At 35.5% G+C, this 19063-nt stretch carries 14 protein-coding genes; 6 read left to right on the forward strand and 8 right to left on the reverse strand.

All coding sequences use genetic code 11. The annotated features are described in order from the left end of the window. Window positions 1-120: 120 nt before the first annotated feature. Window positions 121-492 carry an ArsR/SmtB family transcription factor gene (locus OCU77_RS23805; protein ID WP_048900967.1) on the reverse strand — a complete coding sequence of 124 codons (372 nt, stop codon included), beginning with the start codon at window positions 490-492 and terminating at the stop codon, window positions 121-123. Between the two features lie 908 nt (window positions 493-1400). Between OCU77_RS23805 and OCU77_RS23810 the strand changes: the two genes are divergently transcribed. Together OCU77_RS23810 and OCU77_RS23815 are read left to right on the forward strand one after the other, a co-directional pair. After that, the gene (locus OCU77_RS23810) at window positions 1401-3560 is read left to right on the forward strand and encodes a hypothetical protein (protein ID WP_048900966.1); all 2160 of its coding nucleotides are present in this window, start codon (window positions 1401-1403) and stop codon (window positions 3558-3560) included. Between the two features lie 3 nt (window positions 3561-3563). Further along, the gene (locus tag OCU77_RS23815; RefSeq protein ID WP_107302963.1) at window positions 3564-4361 is read left to right on the forward strand and encodes a hypothetical protein; all 798 of its coding nucleotides are present in this window, start codon (window positions 3564-3566) and stop codon (window positions 4359-4361) included. Window positions 4362-4827: 466 nt separating this feature from the next. Here OCU77_RS23815 and OCU77_RS23820 read toward each other — a convergent pair whose 3' ends face one another. From OCU77_RS23820 to OCU77_RS23830, 3 genes are all read right to left on the reverse strand, one after another. Further along, window positions 4828-5754 carry an FRG domain-containing protein gene (locus OCU77_RS23820; RefSeq protein WP_144414944.1) on the reverse strand — a complete coding sequence of 309 codons (927 nt, stop codon included), beginning with the start codon at window positions 5752-5754 and terminating at the stop codon, window positions 4828-4830. 647 nt (window positions 5755-6401) lie between these two features. Next, the gene (locus tag OCU77_RS23825; protein WP_146156703.1) at window positions 6402-6785 is read right to left on the reverse strand and encodes a hypothetical protein; all 384 of its coding nucleotides are present in this window, start codon (window positions 6783-6785) and stop codon (window positions 6402-6404) included. Between the two features lie 69 nt (window positions 6786-6854). After that, window positions 6855-7100, reverse strand: a complete 246-nt coding sequence (locus tag OCU77_RS23830; protein ID WP_107302962.1) for a hypothetical protein — start codon at window positions 7098-7100, stop codon at window positions 6855-6857. Between the two features lie 89 nt (window positions 7101-7189). Here OCU77_RS23830 and OCU77_RS23835 point away from each other — a divergent pair, with 89 nt between their 5' ends. Then, on the forward strand, window positions 7190-7594 hold the full coding sequence (locus OCU77_RS23835; protein ID WP_048901134.1) for a hypothetical protein: 405 nt from the start codon (window positions 7190-7192) through the stop codon (window positions 7592-7594). Between the two features lie 49 nt (window positions 7595-7643). Further along, complete coding sequence (locus OCU77_RS23840) at window positions 7644-7868, forward strand: hypothetical protein (RefSeq protein WP_107302961.1); 225 nt, start codon at window positions 7644-7646, stop codon at window positions 7866-7868. A gap of 402 nt (window positions 7869-8270) precedes the next feature. Here the strand turns inward: OCU77_RS23840 and OCU77_RS23845 are convergent, their stop codons facing one another. From OCU77_RS23845 to OCU77_RS23860, 4 genes are read right to left on the reverse strand one after another with little or no spacing between them, the layout of a single operon-like run. Further along, window positions 8271-11402, reverse strand: a complete 3132-nt coding sequence (locus OCU77_RS23845; protein ID WP_107302960.1) for an AAA family ATPase — start codon at window positions 11400-11402, stop codon at window positions 8271-8273. After that, window positions 11392-11967: an ABC-three component system middle component 1 gene (locus OCU77_RS23850; RefSeq protein WP_048900413.1), complete on the reverse strand. Its 576-nt coding sequence runs from the start codon at window positions 11965-11967 to the stop codon at window positions 11392-11394. Before OCU77_RS23850 ends, OCU77_RS23845 begins: the two co-directional genes overlap by 11 nt. Next, window positions 11945-13228 carry an ABC-three component system protein gene (locus OCU77_RS23855; RefSeq protein ID WP_107302959.1) on the reverse strand — a complete coding sequence of 428 codons (1284 nt, stop codon included), beginning with the start codon at window positions 13226-13228 and terminating at the stop codon, window positions 11945-11947. Before OCU77_RS23855 ends, OCU77_RS23850 begins: the two co-directional genes overlap by 23 nt. Further along, the gene (locus OCU77_RS23860) at window positions 13225-14274 is read right to left on the reverse strand and encodes a ComEC/Rec2 family competence protein (protein ID WP_048900460.1); all 1050 of its coding nucleotides are present in this window, start codon (window positions 14272-14274) and stop codon (window positions 13225-13227) included. Before OCU77_RS23860 ends, OCU77_RS23855 begins: the two co-directional genes overlap by 4 nt. Window positions 14275-15093: 819 nt before the next feature. On the opposite strand from OCU77_RS23860, the gene OCU77_RS23865 reads away from it, so the two are divergent. After that, on the forward strand, window positions 15094-17265 hold the full coding sequence (locus OCU77_RS23865) for a hypothetical protein (protein WP_048900416.1): 2172 nt from the start codon (window positions 15094-15096) through the stop codon (window positions 17263-17265). 124 nt (window positions 17266-17389) lie between these two features. After that, window positions 17390-18340: a viperin family antiviral radical SAM protein gene (locus OCU77_RS23870; RefSeq protein WP_048900417.1), complete on the forward strand. Its 951-nt coding sequence runs from the start codon at window positions 17390-17392 to the stop codon at window positions 18338-18340. Window positions 18341-19063: the final 723 nt, after the last annotated feature.

Genomic DNA, 19063 nt, shown 5'->3' on the forward strand with positions numbered 1-19063 from the left:
TGAAAACCTTCAGTAAATGAAAGGTGAGAGAATCCGCTCTCCTTAGTGATAAGGAGAGTACAATTTGAGAATATAAGTGCCGCTCTGTTATAGAGAGGCGCTTGCGAGTGTTACTAAGTGCTACTCAGTGTGCTTATCCTGCGCGTATGTTTGATCGCAGCTTGGACAAATCGAGTTAGCCGAAGGCGGAGAACAAGCCGTGTTGTCTTCACTTTCACAGCATTCTTCTGTCATGTATGCGATTAAATCCAGCATTAAAGGAATGTCGGCGCGGTAACGTTGAAAGCGTCCTTCTTTGGTTACGGTTACTAACCCCGCATGAAACATGGCTTTTAAATGAAATGACAATGAGTTTGGTGCTACACCCATCTCTGTAGCCATTTCGCCAGCCACTAGACCCTTACTTCCTGCTTTAACTAATAGGCGCCATGCATCTAATCGCACACCAGAAGAAAGGGATTCAAAAATTTTCGTAGCGTTATCTCTGTTCATAACTTCAATATTACAAGAACTATTGAAATGATCAAGTTCTAAACGGGAGTTTTAATTTTGTTTTGTGTGGTTTCCAGTCCTGTTCTGGATTCTTTCCGGCCAAACTGGACTGGCTTTTTTATCTTATCTGTTTGTTTTTAAATGACTTATGAAAAATCGATGAATTTTCTGAAATTCCGGTTTCCAGTTTGAGTGGTTTTTAGGTGGTTTTCGTGAGGAAAGTGCGGTTCAGCTTTAATAGCTAACTTGAAAATGCCCCTTTTCGTGTTAGATTAAATACTCATTCATAGGCTGTTAATGCTGGTTTTCGATCCTAGAGCTTATGCGTGGATGAAAAGGTTTCCTAAGTTATCTACGCTCGATTTCTCCCAAAAGCCTGCAAAATCGAAGTTCCTTACCAGTAAAGTCGATCTGAATGGTCATGCGCAACTTGAACGATCGCACTAAGGCACTTTTGCCTCCATAGCACCTCAACTACAAAGTTTACAGAGCTAAATTTAACATGCTTTTTATAATGTAGGGATAGGGGGGCAGTGACGGAACTTAGCTCGGTCTGAATTGACTCTATTAAAGATAATCTAGATATGATTGACCTGTTTATTGCACTATTTCTGACATTACAGAAACAACTTCCACGTCTATTTTAGATATTGCATTGTGTGTAATGTATTGATATTAAACATATATCTGGAAATGCACCTGTTTGTTAAATATTATATGAGTGCAAATGCTTACTTAGTTGCGACAGTGAGAGCTATTTCATTGTTTTAAATGAGGTTTATGATAATCTTTGTCAGAGTTACAGAAGTGCATTCGTAACTCTGACTATTCTCTATCTAGAGCATTTTAAACAATATTTTTATCATCAAACAATTGGTGTTTAGACTTTAAATAAAGGGATTATACCTGTGAGCGATCAATTAGAGACAAAAATTAAGGCTCTGAATGTTGAGAGGTGTCAGATTCAGAGTGAAATCGATGCCATTGCAGACCAAATGCCTAAACAAAAGGTATTAGAGGCGATCTCTAAGCAGAAATATTTTTACTTAAAAGAGCTGCCACATGCCATATTTGACCGTGATACCTCTTATTTATGGCCCGAAAAAAAGCTAGATACCTCAAAGATTAAAGTTGAACTCACTGGCGAGAATTTAGCTGATAAAGATGAAGTAAAGCAATTGGCTGATGAATTAAAGAGCATTGATTATTTATCGTTTAAAGGTTGGGAAATCCCTACCCCTTCTGATTTAAGAACCATATGTGATGAAGTAAACAGGAGTGGAAGTAATAATTTACCTTGTTTAGCATATAAAAATGATGATATTCACTTTGTTTCAAAATATAACCATCAACAAAATACGATATTGAATTATAATGATTGCTTAATAATCCTAAACGAATGGAGAAACCATTCCGATAATCATACAGAAAATATATATTTAAATTTAATTCAACAAGAAAAGCCTAGAAAAATAATTTTTGAAAATAGATTTGATAGATCTTGGACTATCGATGCTCAAACTAAGGGAGAATTGCAGAGCAAACAGTTTTTCCTTGTTAATAAATCCTTTGCTATTGATGAATATAAATTAGATCCAAGCTTTGAAAAGTTCTCAGATAAAGAGAAAGAAGTTGCTATTGCAAAACTAGATCAAAAAGCGAGGGAAGACTTTTTAAAAGTTATTTTGAAGAACAAATTCGTGCCAATATTTGATAATCATAAAATATATCCCCTTTATGAGTTATTATTAATTAATTTACCTAATCTTATATTTCAACTGAGTGAAGTTGAAGCTAGACTGGATGAACTTAATGCGATTAATCATCAGCAAAGAGAACTACTTTCATCTAGGTTTAAGTATCAGGATCTTTTGGCATTTAAAAAGTTTAATTGCCATGAAATTGATATGTCACCGATACGTTTTGCAAATGCGACAATTGATTGGTGTGAGTTATTGCAAACGAAGTTAACTGAATATCAAATACGACAGCATAAACTTATCACAGAAGGAAATGCGATCACTTACAATCTTTCACGGAAGTACAAGCATGATGGAAATTTAACAAAAAATGAAAATGAATTATTAGAAAAACGCCAAACTTTTATGTTTGAGCGGTTAAATATGGATATGAATACTCCTATTGCTAATTTAGCTTCTATGAAATTGCAATGTTATGCGCTTAAGAAAAAATTATTTGATTTAAATACTGATGATAATGGTTTAGTTAAGCTCGGACAGTTTGCATCAGAGCCAAGACCAAGCTTTGATTTAGTTGCAGAAAATAGCGCAACGATGCTCACTGATTCACTCAAACGAATTGAATTTTACGAAGACAATCGCTCATTAGTGAATTCATTAATTAATTCAGAACGAGAGTGGTCAAAAGACTTAAAAGTGGTCAAATCAGTTTCAAAAGAAAATTTGAAACTTGAATGTGAAGAAGATGATATCGAAGAAATCCATTGGCAAGCTTGGTTTTCTGATTGGTCAGACAAACGATGGTTAATTGAGCAGTGCTTGCAGCCATTAATTGAAAAGGGGATTGAAGGCGCGTTTGTATACCATAACCTTAATACTACAACGCCTTTAGTTATTCAGCTTATTGATTTGCTTACTCAATATAAAAACAAAGTCGATAACTTTTATTTATGTGACAGAAAAAGCATTCACCAAAAATTTGCATTTCAACCTGATGGGCATTTACAAGAAAAATTTGAATCTGAAAATGAGCTTTATAAACATACCGTTACCTTCCAAGAACAACTGCATGACATTATTTTTTCTCTTGAAAAAGTGGAAGAGCGATTATGGTTATTTCATTGGAGCGATGCTTTGATTGATATGGCGATAGATACAATATTGGACTTTATCAGAGATAAAGATCTTGATGGTATATCTAAAACTGTTATCGGTGATTTTACTCAATTAAGATTACAAAATTACTCTACTTTTATCAATGATGCGAAAGCCCATTCAGAAATGTCGGCAAAATGGGATAAGGAATATAGTTCTTTGATGTTTAAAATGCGCAAAGAGTTAAATGAAACAACAGTAGAGAAGGTGTAAATTATGAGTTTTTGGGATAAATGTCTTTCTTGGGGAGGAAGAGCTATTGATGCTGTCTCCAATTTCTTTGATGATAGCTCTGATTCATCTAGCTTATCTTCATCATCACATCGGAATTACGATCCAGATAAAGTTAAAATAGCTGAGATAGATAAAGAAACTCAACTCCAACTTGCAGGTAAAGAACAAGAACGTATTATTTTAATGAAAGAAGCAAAACTTGAAATTCTAAGGGAGGAGGCTAAGTTTCAAGAAGTACTTAATGCCACGAAAATTAATGGTCTGAATCAGATGAGTGAGATCATAACCTCAATGCAAGAACGTTTTAATGATGTTGCTGAAAAAAGGCTTAAAATAATAGAGCAAGGTTCGATGGATACAATCAGAGAAGTAGAAAGATTTTACTGCGAACTTCAAAAGTCAATTGAACAAAGAGATATTGAGTTTACTGAAAACAAGCTCCCTAAGCTTTTGGAACAATTGAATAAATATGATGAAGATTCGCCTTCTCATAAGCTTTATTTTAAAAAAATTGATAGTTTAATAGCCAATCAAACTTCATACTCAGAGCGAGCGTTGGCTGACCTTTCGGTAAGACAAGATAAAATAATTACAAGTAGCTTAGCAACGAAAGAAAGAATAACTGTACATACCGATCAGCTAACGGCTCAAATCGTAGATAAAATTGTTGATAGTAGTGAATTACTCCAACGTTCATCTAATGATGTGTTACCTGAATATAGAGAAAGAGGACAGCTCGCAGAAGTTCCCTCTCAACAGTTACTTGAAAGTAAGAATTAACTGACATAGCTACTGAAGCTTTGGTTGTGTAGGAAAATAACAGTTGAATACTTGTCATTAAAAAGACAGTGTAACTCGCTTGTTGTCGGAAGCGGGTTACACATATGACATTTTTTAGTGAGTTCGGTTCTAGAGTAATTGCATCGAGTTGTCTATTATAAACCCTAATGTGAACACTAGAGCTTAGGGTAAAAGCTCTAAGTAACTTCTGTCCAGAACCTTCACAGTCGGCACCTTGTAAATCAGAAGTGCCCCTTTATGTGTTATGTCAGAATAAGTCTTTACAGATCTCTGCAGAATTTGACCTTGTTTTTCGAATACAAATGACGCCTCAGTGCTTAGTCCTTACTTTGTTAGTAAGGACTACAAACCTTATACAGTTAATTATTTTCACCCAAACAGAGCAACCATTGTTATTACCAAACGTCATTCATGAACGATACATAACTTATCCAAAAATATTTGTTTACAGTTCGAACTTTTCTTTGGTCATAGCTGATGCCTTATCAATGATTTCAAAGTTCAGATCAGTTGATGGGTAAACAAATGCTTCGTTAATACCAAAGCATTCATCAAGAACCTGTAGAATTTGTGGCTTTAGTTCTTTGACGATCTTATAGATTCTGCGTCCACGATAATAGGAATCACTAGAAGCGGTATACATCAGCTGATCCATAGGAACTTCGCTACGATGATAGATGAACGCTCCTTTCTGATTAATGATACGCTCACCAAAGCGAATATCATCGCCTTTAATGATTGGTGTCACTGTTGAGGCACCGTCTTTACTTAAAGTCGTGCCGTAGTCTTTAAATGCTTGCGCTCGTTCTTCATTGGTCATATGCGTATCATCTTCGTTAAGCATGTAACCAATGTTAGCCGTTGGCCCCTGACCAGCTAAAGCCATCATACGCTTGACGTGTGCATAGATATCGAACATGTAAAGGCTGCAATCACTTTCTGGCATCTCACAGCAAGCAAAATACAACGCGATCTTTGGATCATAGCTAAAATCAATCAGATCAGTTGGTAAGCCATAGTGCTGCGCCAAGTAAGCAACTGACTCATAAGAAATCTCTTTAGAACCAAGGGAAAGCAGGTTTGAGTAGAAATCATCTAGGATGCTAAACGAGAGGTTCTTGTATTCATCTTCGTCGATTTCAGGTAGCTCAACCATTGAATTAAAGCCTACATCAACCTCTCGCCAATCTAGCTTGCGGCTATTGATGAAATAGCGGTAAAACGTTGAAATGCAAATAAAGTCATAGTTAGCCATCCCACGATAGTAAAAATCGTTGTATGGCTTTTCATTGAAAAATAGTGCTTTGACCTGCTCCATTGAGTCTACATCGGTTTTGTACCATGCTCGATAGTCAAACGTTGGAAATTTCACCACATTGCCTCGTTATTAATTCGGTGTTTCATACTGATGTAATTGGTACTATGGTAAAAGACTTCAACTATCAGGGAACATCGCTTTGTGAGAATGTGACGAACGTACGTTCAATAGATCGACAGCTCTACCAACAGCGATATATCTGACTCCACATAGTGGCTCCAAGTACCATCGTAAAAACATCAGATCTTACCTTCTGTTAATTGAAACTATGCCATACCTCAACTAATCCGCATTTTGCTAAGTTAGGTAAATCACTGACACGTTTCTGTCCAAAGACGTGTTGACGTCGATCTCGACAAACTGAATTGTAATAAAGCTGATATGCAGATTGAGAAAAAGTACAGTCGTTTACTGATCTCAATACAATATTTTTGTATACACTGTTTGAAATAGCAGTAATGCTAAGCTGTAGAGGGCTCTTCTACTTTAATAAAGCAGCTTAGCCATTATTCGAGCTCTCTGAGGTGGGAACCGAATCGGAGGACGGTAGTACCATATGCTTATATTGTACGTCTGCAGGCTGCAGTGCTTGCTCGTACCTTTTCTTAAATTAGCAGCTTACTTTAAGTTTGAGGCTAAATAGTTTGTAGTCGTAATGTCAGGCCGTTGAGGTACCTAGAGCTATTTCTTAGTGAACATCATTAACTGCTTTTCTTGCGAAATGCCAATTCCGCTTTGAATATTTCAATTCTCCAGCGAGGCTGATTTTTTTGTGTTTGAATAATGGCCTCAATATGATCGGTATCAAGAGTTTTTAGAGGCTTGAATTCGACAGGTTGATTACCGTCTTTGCCTCGTTTTCCCCAAAAGAAACCTTGCCTAATTTCATGATGAGGCGCATCAGAGTAGATGGATAGCTCCTCAAATGGCTCAGTATTAACGTTGCGTCGTAGCTCGTCCGTCCCCCCGTCTACCATGTAGGTCTCTCCATTCTTATCAACGTAAGTGACATAATCGTGACGATGTCGGCTAATCAAGATTGTGTTGTCAGGGGTTTTAATTCGGTTTAGTACTATATGTTTCATGTGAGAGCCTCGCTTAATTATGGCGGCAGTATTGGGTTAGATTATCTAGAGTTACCTTAGATTGTGCTGTTAATCACCTTCTCGAACACAGGTATCCTGGCTCATACCCTTCGGCCTCGATTCTTCATCACCAAATGTAAGATAAAGATGGTTTGGTTTTGAAAAATTGCCGATAGTGCAGATGCCCCAAGACCAGCAGTCGCTATAGTCTTTATCTTGCTCTTGCATCATCTCGAGTTCGGCTTCTAACAGTTCGTGAATCGCCTCAATATATCTTGGTGTTAATTTGATTTGGTGGTTGTGATATCTAGCCATTTGACTCTAACCTCAGAAATTAGATCTACACTGTATTTATACACAGTATTGCTCCAGTTTGAAAAATAGCAAATTAATGGAGGGCTAGTATGGATATACCCAATATTTTACATCTTGAGCATGAACTAAGAGTACCTACTGGTTTTGATTTAACGCTGGTGATGCATGAATACGGGCTCTATGTCAGCCAAAGTCAGCTCATTACACATTGGTATAACTTTCGTCTGTTAGCCCTATCAGTCGCCTTTTATCGAGATGAAGAGGTTCGAAGGGTTATGTACTCGCTCCCCAAGCAATCGGACTTGTTTAGCCTCCAATGTGCATTTCAATTGTGTGTACACCAAACCTGCAGTGATGGATTTAAACCGTCGAAGGTTCAGTTCTCGTATTCTTTCGTTAATGACGATGATGCACGTGAAACTATTGATGACTTTTGGCTACAGCTGTTGAAACAAGTGAAGTGCTTAGAAGGATTGCGACGAGCTGAGGGGTGAAAGCGTCCACTGTTTTATATGTTCGAGCTAAATGTGAAGTGAGGCAAAGATGAAAATTAAAGAAGCGTTGATTGCATTTGGTATGACGAGCCTACTCGTTATGAGCATCAATATCGTTCTTAATTCAATCATTCTCGTTGTTGTATGGAATGGCCTGGTGTCCAGTATTCATCCCACCTTACCTGATTTGAGCTTCTTTAATGCTGTTGGAGTGATAGCTATCACTTATATTGTGCGGGGTAAATTTTCGATTAAGGTTAGCTTTTCTAGATAATTTACAACGGCCCCTAAGTGAACTCTAGAACTACGACATTTACCTTCAAAACCGTGATGCCATCGAGCAATCATGAGTAAAAAGGGGCGAGTACTCGCATTCGGTGTGAAAAGTGCGGCTTTCTGAAAATATCCGGTGTAAAAAGTGTCATGAGTTAAAAATCAGACTGTAACGATTCTGGACAAAAAGGAGCTAGATACTTTGCTCTATTTCGGCTGATTTAGGTTAGAAAAAGTATGGCAAATCGTCTAAAGGAAAAAAGCAAGACTTGACCCTATTTTTAATGGGTTCTTGCAAGAGCGATATGATTACTGATTTAAGACTTTTGATTGGGAAGAGCCAGTTCAAAAAGTAATTACTAAATAGAAGGGAGTAATAGCTCCCTTCTATCACTGGATAAAGCTATGCTTCTTTTTTAACTTTCCCGAAAGATTCAAGCTCTATATATCTAGATTTGAATAAGTCTTCTGGTATTTTCTTTTGAAGCAAATTATAGAAATTCTCATCATGAGTAGACAATATTATTTGTTTACCCATATTAACAACAATACTTCTAAACAGGTCAATTACAGACAATATATTAATACTATCCATTGCTTGAATTGGATCGTCAATGAAGATGCAGTTAACTGGATTTTTATCATCATCCTTAACATTTAATGCTTTAGCTAAAAATATACTTAAACTTAAAATATTCAATTGAGCAGAACTAAAATAAAGTGTAGGAACAATATTTCCAGACTCTCCACTTATAAAAACGTCCAGTCTTGGTTTATCATTACTAAAATCACATTCAAAAGAAATTTTCTTGTATTTAGGGTGAGGGTCAATTTTACTATACAATGAATTTATAAGGTCTTGATGAAAGAATGATCTAACATTATCGTGAATATGATTCGATAGCTTTCGTCTTTCTCTTTTCAATTCTTCAGATACAACTTCCTCAAGGAATTTCTTCTCATCTAAATATTTCACATAATCTGAATAATTTTTCTGATGTTTTAAGAAAGGAATAACATTTTCTTTGTATTCCTTTATTTTTTCTATTTCAATTAATTTCATTTGCATCACTGATACATCTCGCTTGATAACATCACTCTCATCAGAAAGAGTCTTATGTAAATCAGTGATTTCTAACTTAACTAGATCTTTATCAAAATTGTTACTAAAAAACTGTTCAACATGTCTATTGAAATTTATTAAATTATCGAACAATTTTGATTTATCATTAATTATAGACACAAAGTCACTCAGAGGTTTATCAGAAATCTCCTCTTCAATGATTTTTTCTTGTTTAACTAAGGATAAAATTTCATCTTTACAAACTTGTATTCTATCCATTAACTTAAAAATAGAATCATTTATATGATCTTGTTTAAAATCTTCAACAGTAGATACTGTTTCAATATAATTAACAACTTTCAAGTAGTGAACATTACCTTGTAAAAACTTCAATTGCTCTTGACTACTGTCAACTTCAGTTTTTAACAATGCAATTTCTTTCTCAATTGTTTTAATTGATTCTAAGGAAATATTAAGATCAGCTCTAGAATTTGCTATTACTGCTTCAATACTTTTAACTTCACTTAATAGTTGACTAATATATGTATCATTTTCCAAGCCATTTGTTTCAATCGTTAACGCGCTAATTCTATCTTCAATTAAAATAAGTTCTTTGCTTTTCTCCAGTAATTTATTTCTTGATTTAAAAAGCTTATACCTTCTATTTTCAAGCTCAACTGACTCGATATTAATAATACTTTCAAAACATGAAATAACATCATTTTTGATAGCTGAGACATTCTTTTTGACTATACGAAGCTCATTCTCTAAGTCAGATTTATTTTTGATCAACTCATTAAAGCTGTTATCAATCAGCGGGTTGTTTGATATTCTCTTTGCTAATGTAGAAAAGTCTCCATGATTTTTTTTACATAGAGGACAGTTTGATAGCTTATTTTTAGAAACTATATCTGATCCTAATTTTATGAGCTGCTTAATCTCCTTGTTTAACTCTCCATTATCATTGATTTTTATTGTTAATGTTTCTAGTTCTTCCTTAAGATTTAAGATATGTAAATTATTACTTTTAATTTCATCCACTTTTACTTTTAGTGACTCAAGATCACTCTCGAAAAGGTCTGGATATCTATCATTCTTAATAAGAGATATAGAATGGTTATAGTTTTTTATTTTTTCATCTTGATATGATACTCTGCTATCCCTTAACTCTACAATAGACTTGTATTTTTCTATTACATTTTTAATGTTAATGCTATATGTCTTTTCCAAAGCGAGCTTCTGGTATAAACCCGAAGAATTTTCTATTTTTTCTTGAAAACTTCTAAGCTCTCCATCGAGTGATTTTTGTTTAGTCTTTTCTACAGAAAGTGTTTTTATTTTTTCAGAAAGAGTAAACGATTTACCTTCAAGTTTACTTTTAAATGTACTAATCTTATCATTTACCTTGCGAATATTTTCCTTTACTTCAATAAAGTTTGAGAATATTTTATATAATTCTTCCAACTCTACTTTATTTTTTTCTAAATCATTTAAGTTCTTCCTTGAAGTGGCGATTTTAGTATTTAGCTCATCTTTTTTACCAAACAACTTATCTATATTTTTTAGCTCTCTTATTTCACTTTCTAGCTTTATTATTTTCTCTTTATTACTTGAATAATCGAAAAATTCACTTTTGTTACTGAAAGTAGATTCAATTAAATTCTGCTTTTTCTCTAAGTCAGTGATTTTAAATTCTATATCTTTCGTTCTTTCAGTAAGGGCATTGCTAAACTCCAAATCCTCCTTTTCTGTAAAACTAGGAGATATTAATGGTATCTTAGTGTTGTTTTTGTTGAAGCCTTTAATGGCTGAATTTATTTTTGTAAGAATTTCATCATCAAAATCAGATTTCAACTCTTTTTTTAAATTTATAAGGTTTTTATTACAATCACTAATTTTAGATTTATTAATTTTAATTAGATCGATTATTACTCTATATTTTTTGTCAACTTCTTTATCACCAAAGGAGTCCATGAACTTAGTATATCTAAGAAATGAGTCATCTTCTTTTAGAAAAGAATCAATAGAGTCTTGAGATAATATTACGTCAAGAAGATATTCTGTTCCTTTTTTTGTAGCATCAGAATCAAATTTGGTATCACGCTGAGTTGATCTTAATTTCTTATGATCAAATACATTTTCAATCTCAGTCGAATCTGTATATAATTTAACAAACGTATCAGTATCTTTTAATGAGAACTTATTTCTAAATATATACTTACCTAAAGTTGATTTTTTCGATTCTGCTTTAGCTGATAATTTATTCTCCTTTTCACGACGCAAAAAGCGACTAATATTATTAGTAACTCCCCACTCTACAGCATCATAAAAGGATGTCTTTCCAAAACCATTTGGTGCATATATTGAGATAAAATCAGCAATATCATTATTTTTTATGGAAAAATCAAAAACACTATCTTCCATAAGGTCATAAGCTCGGAAAGCTTGAATTTCAACTTTTTTAATCTTCATTACTCACCTCGCCAACATTCGATTTTTCTCTCAACATTAATAACAGTTTAAAATGTAAACTTTCAATTTCATTCTTATTGGATGTTTTTTCTGATTCAATTAATCCATATACTATGGATTCAGAAGAATATGATACATCTACATCTTCAACATCCTTAATAACCAAATCATCATTAGTGATATATTTTGAAATAAGGCTCGATATTGAATCACCATCGAGGTTGGAATCGAACTTTCCTAGTACAATTTTACGACTAGAATACTTATCATGCTCAATTTTATATTTAACAGACGGTTTTACTGAGCTTTCACACAAATAAAATGAATATAGATTCCAACGTTCATAGTCATTTTCAAATGTAGAACTTAACTCCGCAGCTACAACACTATTCAAATTATCCCAATTTTTAACAAGTGTCGCTTCCTTTTTAAACTTATAGAAGACAATATAAAGACCATTTATGATCTGTATTTTTACAACCTGAGCATCTTCAAGATTATAGCTTGTTTTAAGATCTTCGCTTAACTCAACCTGAACAACTTCATATGATATTTTTTGTTTCATTTTTAATAACATCCGAAATATTAGACATCGTCACTTGTAAAAATGCGTCATCATTATTTATGATATTCTGCTGTAATTGATAAATATGTTTTATCTTCAAATATTCAGCGGGTTCCGTTACAGTTGAGTTAATGGTCATTTTTCTTTTTGAAACCTGAGCTATATTTTCAACACCACTAGGAGAATATTGTGTTTTAGTAGGCATATCATCAACAGAAGTCACAACAAAAATACTGCCACCTTTTTCTACATCCGATAAATCAGACAAGAATAGAGGCTTCATAACTTCAGCCCATTTTTTTTCAACTGTGCCAAAAAACAAACGGTTTTTTTTGTTAATTTCTTTTAAATCGATAATTTTAAGTTGTTCATTAGCATGAATCTGATTCAAAACTAATAACTCCAAGAAACCTACCCATAATTTTGTATTATAAATGCTATCATAAGATTCATTTTTAATTAAATATGCATTTTTATATAATTCAATTATTTTTCCTGGACTGAACTCTTGGCATAAATCTGATGCAACACCCTGTAATTCACTTTTAATTAATTCTTTTGTGCTAATAGCTAAATCTTCAAGCTGGTAAGTATCACCTATCAGCTCAAAAAATGAACTGATATATGCAGGATAAATTTTTTCTAATTCCCCAGGGAAGTGATCCACTATTTCATCAAAAAATGACAATGGCATGAAGTCCACTCTACCTAGGATTTCATCATCATCTTGCGCCGACATTTTCTTTTGTATCCCTGCGATGAAATGAGAATCATTTATATACTTTAAAATTCCACCTCCGGACTGCCCGACAACCTCACTATGAGTAACAGATTTATTAATCTCACCTTCAACATAACCTAGATGTTTTTTAGTCAAGGCTGTTAGTTTATTTTTCCTAAAGCTATCATTGCCTTCACGAGATTTTGGATGGCCACACAAGTAATAGTCAGTTGGATTAACACAAGAATCACTTATTCTTAAAAGTGGCAGAAGGCATTCAACTTTCTCAACTTTTATAATTGCCGCATCAATATCTTCATTTGGATGAAAAAATGGCTCACCAATGGCTGTTAATGTTTCAATTTGAACAACATCATTTTCATCGAAAATCTGTCTTGTAATCTTGATATTAGTTACATCATCAAAATTATGCTTAGCTGTCAAAACATAAGTGTATTCTTCAGAGTAAGGTTGAAATAAACATCCACTACCATTTTGGACAAGAACTGTAAAATATCTAAATCTTTCTACATCACTCATACATCAAATTCACTATCAATATAAATTGCCTTAAAATCGGGAAACTCTTGGTGATCCTCGTCACGAAAAATTTCCGTAGGTTTTTGTGCGTAGTTAAAATATATTTCTGCCGATTTATTGTGATTTATGACTCTTGCAAGGCATTGTTTATGAGGTAACCTATGAATATCACCATTTGAACTAACTACATACTTATTTGTTTTTATAAGCTTTAATAGCTCATATGATGTATTCGATTTACTTCCATGATGAGATAGTTTTAAGAATTCAGCCTCAAGTGGTATTTCATCTGAATAGCCAAGATTTTGTAAGCGTTTTTCAACCAACCTCGGATGAGCATCACCTAAGAAAACGAGATTTTTTCCATTCTGACTAAGGATAAAAGCTATAGAGCTGCCATTATGAATTGATTTATCTTCCTTAAATGAATCTGAATCAATATGTTCTTTTAAACTTTTGTTATAGTCATCAGAAACGGATGTATTTAAATTAGGGTCTTCTTTCTCCCACTTGTGAAGTAGCGCTTTAAGCTTGTCTTCATCTGGAGAAAGAAAAGTAAAATTTAAACCAAATGCTTCAATTTCTTTTGACGTATCGATTAAAACCCTATCCCACAACCCGTTTTCAGTGATATATTTCTCAAAAGTAGCCCCTTGTTTAATACTTGTGTTTAGGCTACTACTATCGTCCAAAGGTTGTAGGTTCTCTTCAATTTCATCAACATTAAACTGTTCGAATATTAAACGACCAGAATTAAACCAGACTTTCTTAACTTTATTTTTTGCTTCGGGATCTTTTGAAAACCAGTTCAAAATTCCGCCGATATGATCATCATCAACATGCGTGAGAATTAACAAGTCAACACAATCAATTTTAGCTAGCTCTTTCTTTAAGCTTCCATCTTCTAATTTGCTTTTCTTATTTTTAAATTGATATGTGCTTGATGTCCCACCATCAATCAAAATATTTCTATTAATCTCATTATTATCAGTGAAATTAATTAAAATTGAGTCGCCATTTTTGGCTTCAAGAAACTTAACTTTCATAGCGAGAAACACTCAGTTAGCCATTTGCGCTGTAAAAACAGGCAGCACACTAGTTACGCACTTAAAGTGCAACAAAACACCTAACGATCATACCATGTAACAAGCTATGACCACATAAAAACTATGTATATCAATAGGAAAGCTATAATAGAAAGACTTAGATCACATATCAGCGCGACAAAACAAGCTTCTTCACAACCTATCAAGCTCGTAGCTACCTCTGCTTTCCCATGAAATCTGTATAGTTTTCTCTACATGCTTTAACACTCTACAAAACCGAGAGGGTCAGGTCTTGCCTTTTGCCAATTATTATTTTTGTTAGGTGACTATTTGAATTCAGATTTCGGCCCCTAACGCATTATGGGGCAAAGATGAGCTAGAACAGGCCGACATGACTTGATGTTGGGAAAAAGCACCTTTGTAGTGGATTAGAAAAATTGGCTACATAGTTAGAGCTCTCGGCATGAGGAAAAGTAAGTCAAATTTCTGGGTTTGAAACTATGTTCAATCTTGCTCTGGCACACTTCGGGGCATAAACGTTTTAGAGTGGTAGCGCCAATGCGCTTCTATCCCTCATAGACTCACTTAAAATCAAGGTAACGCGTATAGGCACAATTACCTTTCACGATCAATCTAAGCCCTTGACAATACGACAGAATATAATTACCGTAAATATGACTAAATTGCAGTCGGCTACCGAGTACGTTACTCACTTTTCCGCTCCCCTCTATTGCACGGGAGGTTTCAGCTGCAAATCCGGACACAGCTCCGGTTAATTCTATATGTGAAACCTAACTCCCATTTTTATTGGAGAAAACTATGTGCAGGATAGATGCGCCATTTGGCAATCGCTCTCTTGATGAAAAAAAAGATCCCGTCGAACGTTTCGTACAAGCACTTGACGAATTTGAAGTTCAAGGCAATTTCCGAACGTTATTGATTAAACACTTTTCAGAAAACTGGATTGATGTCTTTTATAATTCGTCACGTCTTGAAGAAGCGTTGACTACTGCTAATGAGCAGAGCTCTGAACCAGAAAAATGCGTAGCGCTTGCGTTTTACAAAAATGTAAACATACGTTTTCGGTTACAACCATTTCTTGATGGCGATTCTTATAGAGAGTCATTACCCTTCAAGTTTTTGGCTGATGTAGCAAACACGTATTTTCCAACCTCTCCTTACTGCCTTTATAAGGCGGGGATAGAAAAACATCTTCCCTCATATGCTTGGTTTGTTCGAAATCACTATGGTGATGAGTTTTTTTTCACCAAAGAGTTCTTTAGTGATGACACATTTAGCTCTCTAAATAAAAACGAGAGAATGCGCTTTCTTTGGGAGTGTTTCCACTTTATCGCACCACCTTTTGACTGGTTAAAATATCGTACAGACGACTCGACCTTAGTTAATGGATTACTATCACTAGCTTCATCAAACGATGAGTCTAGCTCCCCTTGCGAACACGCTCAATCAATCCAACTAGGCCTAGAATTCTTACGAGCATGGATCAAATATGATGCTGAAATGGGACGAATTTCTTTTGACTTATCTAGTTTTTTTTGGGGCACCTCATGGGAACAGCTTGAGTCACTAATTTGGCAGAAAGACTTTGATGACGAAGAGGCCAAAAGCTCTCTAACTAACTGGTTCGACACCATAGAGCGAGATCTTAAGAAGGTTCTAATTCTTAATTTCAACGCAGGCAATGTTGAAGGTCTTGAAGGGAACGAGTGGGCTAACTACATAGACCGATATTTTAGTGATATCTACCATCATATTCGGAGCGATATTGACTGGAAAACATACGACCACGATGAGTTTGATATTCGTCTGAAAAAAGAGCTCGAGGATTTATGTTCTCAGTTAACCCCTAAACAATTAGAGGCATGGATTAAATGGTCAATTCAGCAAGATTTTGACCGTATTTTGAGCAACAAACAAAGATTGCCAGAATTATCTAAAAGCTCTGAGAGATGGGTGTGCGAAACTTTCTTTGGTGTTTGGAAAGATCTTTTTTTAGCAAACCTGGATACGTTAGAAGCTAGCGAACAACTTCATGTTTTATCGGCTACTTTTCCTGCAAGAAGGGGAGAGCCATCCGAATTTATCTGGAACTGTTCAGAATGGTGGCGTGGGCTGTTTAATCAGCTTCCAGAAACAGATGATTTTCCTAAAACATTAATCCCTGAATGGACGGTCACCGCCACTCGCTGTTTACAGGAGCAAAACCTACTTCCATATATTGATAAAAGCATAGGCATTTTAAGAAAAGAGGCAACCGGAGCATGTCAGCCGGAAGAGCAGAAAAGGCATGATGATCAGCTCAAGCAACTACTAGAAGGGCTTGAACGTTCACATCCTAACAAATCCTTTCGTCATCGACTGTTACTAATGCGCTCCTATGCTCTACCGCTAACTGATGAATCGATTTCTTTGGGAAGTCCATTGAACCAAAGTAATTTAACTCAATGGTATATTCCTTTATGTGATCTAGCTACTCGGCTGTTTGAGTTACACCTAGATGTTCAGTTGACCGAATCAGCTGAAAATCGTTTGAAAGCTTTGATGGAACCTTATGTTACATGCACTAATTACTTAGCAGAGTTTTGCCTAAGCCGTTTACGCCTTCGTAAAGGTGAAAAAGCGAGAGAAAAACAATACATAGCCGAACAAATAGTTGAGCAGTCTTCAGTTTGGCGGCAAGGGTACTTAAAGGCATTAACTGAGCTAGGGGTTGACCTTAACGGTAAAGTTCATAAGGCAGTGTATTTCATCAAACAGTCAGACCCAGATCCTGATGTACGTGCAATTGCAAGTGAATGTTACAAAGCAGTTCGCAGAAGAACAAAAAAGAACTCTACTATTCCTGATTTGAAGCGGGGCATCATTGCAGCTGAGTGGTGGCTACTTATCTGCCAACGACAAAATCTTGGTATGGTAATCAATCATGATGACGCCCTCAAAACGAGACGCAACTTAATGCGCAACCCATAAACTACATTTAATTCATTAATCCAATCTTGGTGTACTGGAGCCCGATGCTCCTACTCTGACGCTTACCGTCCGCCATGTAAAAACTTTACGGCCTACAAGAGTAGGCCTGTCAAGGAGTATACGTATGTCTTCAGAAAATCACCTTGTTGTTAACACTGCGACCGCTGGTCAGTTAAATGAATTCGTAATCAACTGGCACATAACAGAGGCGTGCAACTACAACTGTACCTATTGCTTTGCTAAGTGGGGAAAACCCAATGAGCTTCATCGCTCATTGGGTGCAATTGAAAAACTGCTCGACAAACTAGCCAACTATTTCATTCATGGTAACCCAGAGATCAAAAGAATTCTTGGCTACCAAAGTGTACGTTTAAATTTCGCGGGTGGTGAGCCTATGATGCTAGGTAGCGCGTTCCCCACAGCCTTAGTAATGGCGAAACAAAAAGGATTCAAAACTTCAATTGTTACTAACGGCAGCTACCTGCTAAGAGGTCGTTTTCAGTTACCTCCTAACACTTTAGATATGGTTGGTATCAGCTTCGATAGTCAACAACATCCAGTAAGAAGAGAGTTAGGTCGTATTGATAGAAAAGGCAATTCATTTAACATAGATGAGCTTAAGCTCGCAGTTCAACATCTATCGCACACTCAAAAAGGCTTGAAGACCAAAATAAACACTGTTGTAAATGCTCTAAATTGGGAAGAAGACTTTTCTCCGCTAATTTCCAGCCTATCGCTAGATAAATGGAAAGTCCTTCAACTTATGCCGACTGGTAGAACTGACTTTCTAATTTCGGATGAACAATTCACCAGTTTTGTTGAACGACATTTAGGTAAAGGCTTACCAATCTCAGCTGAATCAAATAATACAATGACTGAGTCATACTTGATGATTGATCCAAACGGACGTTTTTATCAAAACTCTAAAGGTATGTCTGATTATAGTTACAGTGAACGTATTACTGATGTGGGTGTAGAAACTGCGTTGAACCAAATAAGCTTCAATTGTCATCGTTTTATGTCTCGTTACTATGCTGAAAACTCATCCAACATTTGTGGTGAGGTGCTGGCATGAAAAGTGAAACATGCTTAGGGAAAGTATCCGGCAAACCGTTAAACTCTTATTATTCGGAATTTGAAGCACAAAGCGCTGCTGAATACTCCAAGAATGTTTATGACAATGAGTTGGCACCGTATAAATGTCAAAGATGCGATTACTGGCATTTATCACCAAAATGTAGAATGACTCCCAGCCAAAAGTGTAGCAGATGTACATCAGCAATCGGGGAGTATAAGAATTCGTACCCGACAAGTAAGGAAGCTAGGCTCAGAGCTAGTATCATTTACGACGAAAAAGGCATTGAGTTAGAAGTTTATAAGTGCAGGTATGGCAATGGTTGGCATCTAACTAAAACACGAAATTACTGACAACCTCGCTTAGGTAGCAGAACTGACTGACAGAGGCTGAATCATCAGCCTCTTTTTAGTGGCCTTAACAAACTTTGGAGCAAAAATGAGTCAGATTGGATTGACCTATTATTACTCAGTGCTAACCCAATCTACGGCTTCGTCTAAGTTATCGCTATCATGAAAGGCTTCAATTTATCACCACTCGACCAGCTGCTCTTACTTGGTGAAGCTTTACCGGCTTATGTGTTTCCATATTGCTCAGCTTAGACATTTAGCCTTTCCTGAATTTCTTGCTAACTTCTTTTTCTTTAGACTCAAAATGTGGGCAGGGTATCGAAGCCCATCTGGATGAAAATTGTACAGTCCTTGCTTTATCTTGCTGAAAATG

It is taken from the genome of Photobacterium swingsii, from assembly GCF_024346715.1.
GTDB lineage: Bacteria > Pseudomonadota > Gammaproteobacteria > Enterobacterales > Vibrionaceae > Photobacterium > Photobacterium swingsii.

Excerpts from the sequence above, each read along its gene's own strand:
- OCU77_RS23860 (WP_048900460.1), bottom strand. The coding sequence starts at position 14,274 with ATGAAAGTTAAGTTTCTTGAAGCCAAAAATGGCGACTCAATTTTAATT.
- OCU77_RS23870 (WP_048900417.1), top strand. The coding sequence starts at position 17,390 with ATGTCTTCAGAAAATCACCTTGTTGTTAACACTGCGACCGCTGGTCAG.
- OCU77_RS23850 (WP_048900413.1), bottom strand. The coding sequence starts at position 11,967 with ATGAAACAAAAAATATCATATGAAGTTGTTCAGGTTGAGTTAAGCGAA.
- OCU77_RS23835 (WP_048901134.1), top strand. The coding sequence starts at position 7,190 with ATGGATATACCCAATATTTTACATCTTGAGCATGAACTAAGAGTACCT.
- OCU77_RS23855 (WP_107302959.1), bottom strand. The coding sequence starts at position 13,228 with ATGAGTGATGTAGAAAGATTTAGATATTTTACAGTTCTTGTCCAAAAT.
- OCU77_RS23805 (WP_048900967.1), bottom strand. The coding sequence starts at position 492 with ATGAACAGAGATAACGCTACGAAAATTTTTGAATCCCTTTCTTCTGGT.
- OCU77_RS23845 (WP_107302960.1), bottom strand. The coding sequence starts at position 11,402 with ATGAAGATTAAAAAAGTTGAAATTCAAGCTTTCCGAGCTTATGACCTT.
- OCU77_RS23840 (WP_107302961.1), top strand. The coding sequence starts at position 7,644 with ATGAAAATTAAAGAAGCGTTGATTGCATTTGGTATGACGAGCCTACTC.
- OCU77_RS23865 (WP_048900416.1), top strand. The coding sequence starts at position 15,094 with ATGTGCAGGATAGATGCGCCATTTGGCAATCGCTCTCTTGATGAAAAA.
- OCU77_RS23815 (WP_107302963.1), top strand. The coding sequence starts at position 3,564 with ATGAGTTTTTGGGATAAATGTCTTTCTTGGGGAGGAAGAGCTATTGAT.
- OCU77_RS23830 (WP_107302962.1), bottom strand. The coding sequence starts at position 7,100 with ATGGCTAGATATCACAACCACCAAATCAAATTAACACCAAGATATATT.
- OCU77_RS23825 (WP_146156703.1), bottom strand. The coding sequence starts at position 6,785 with ATGAAACATATAGTACTAAACCGAATTAAAACCCCTGACAACACAATC.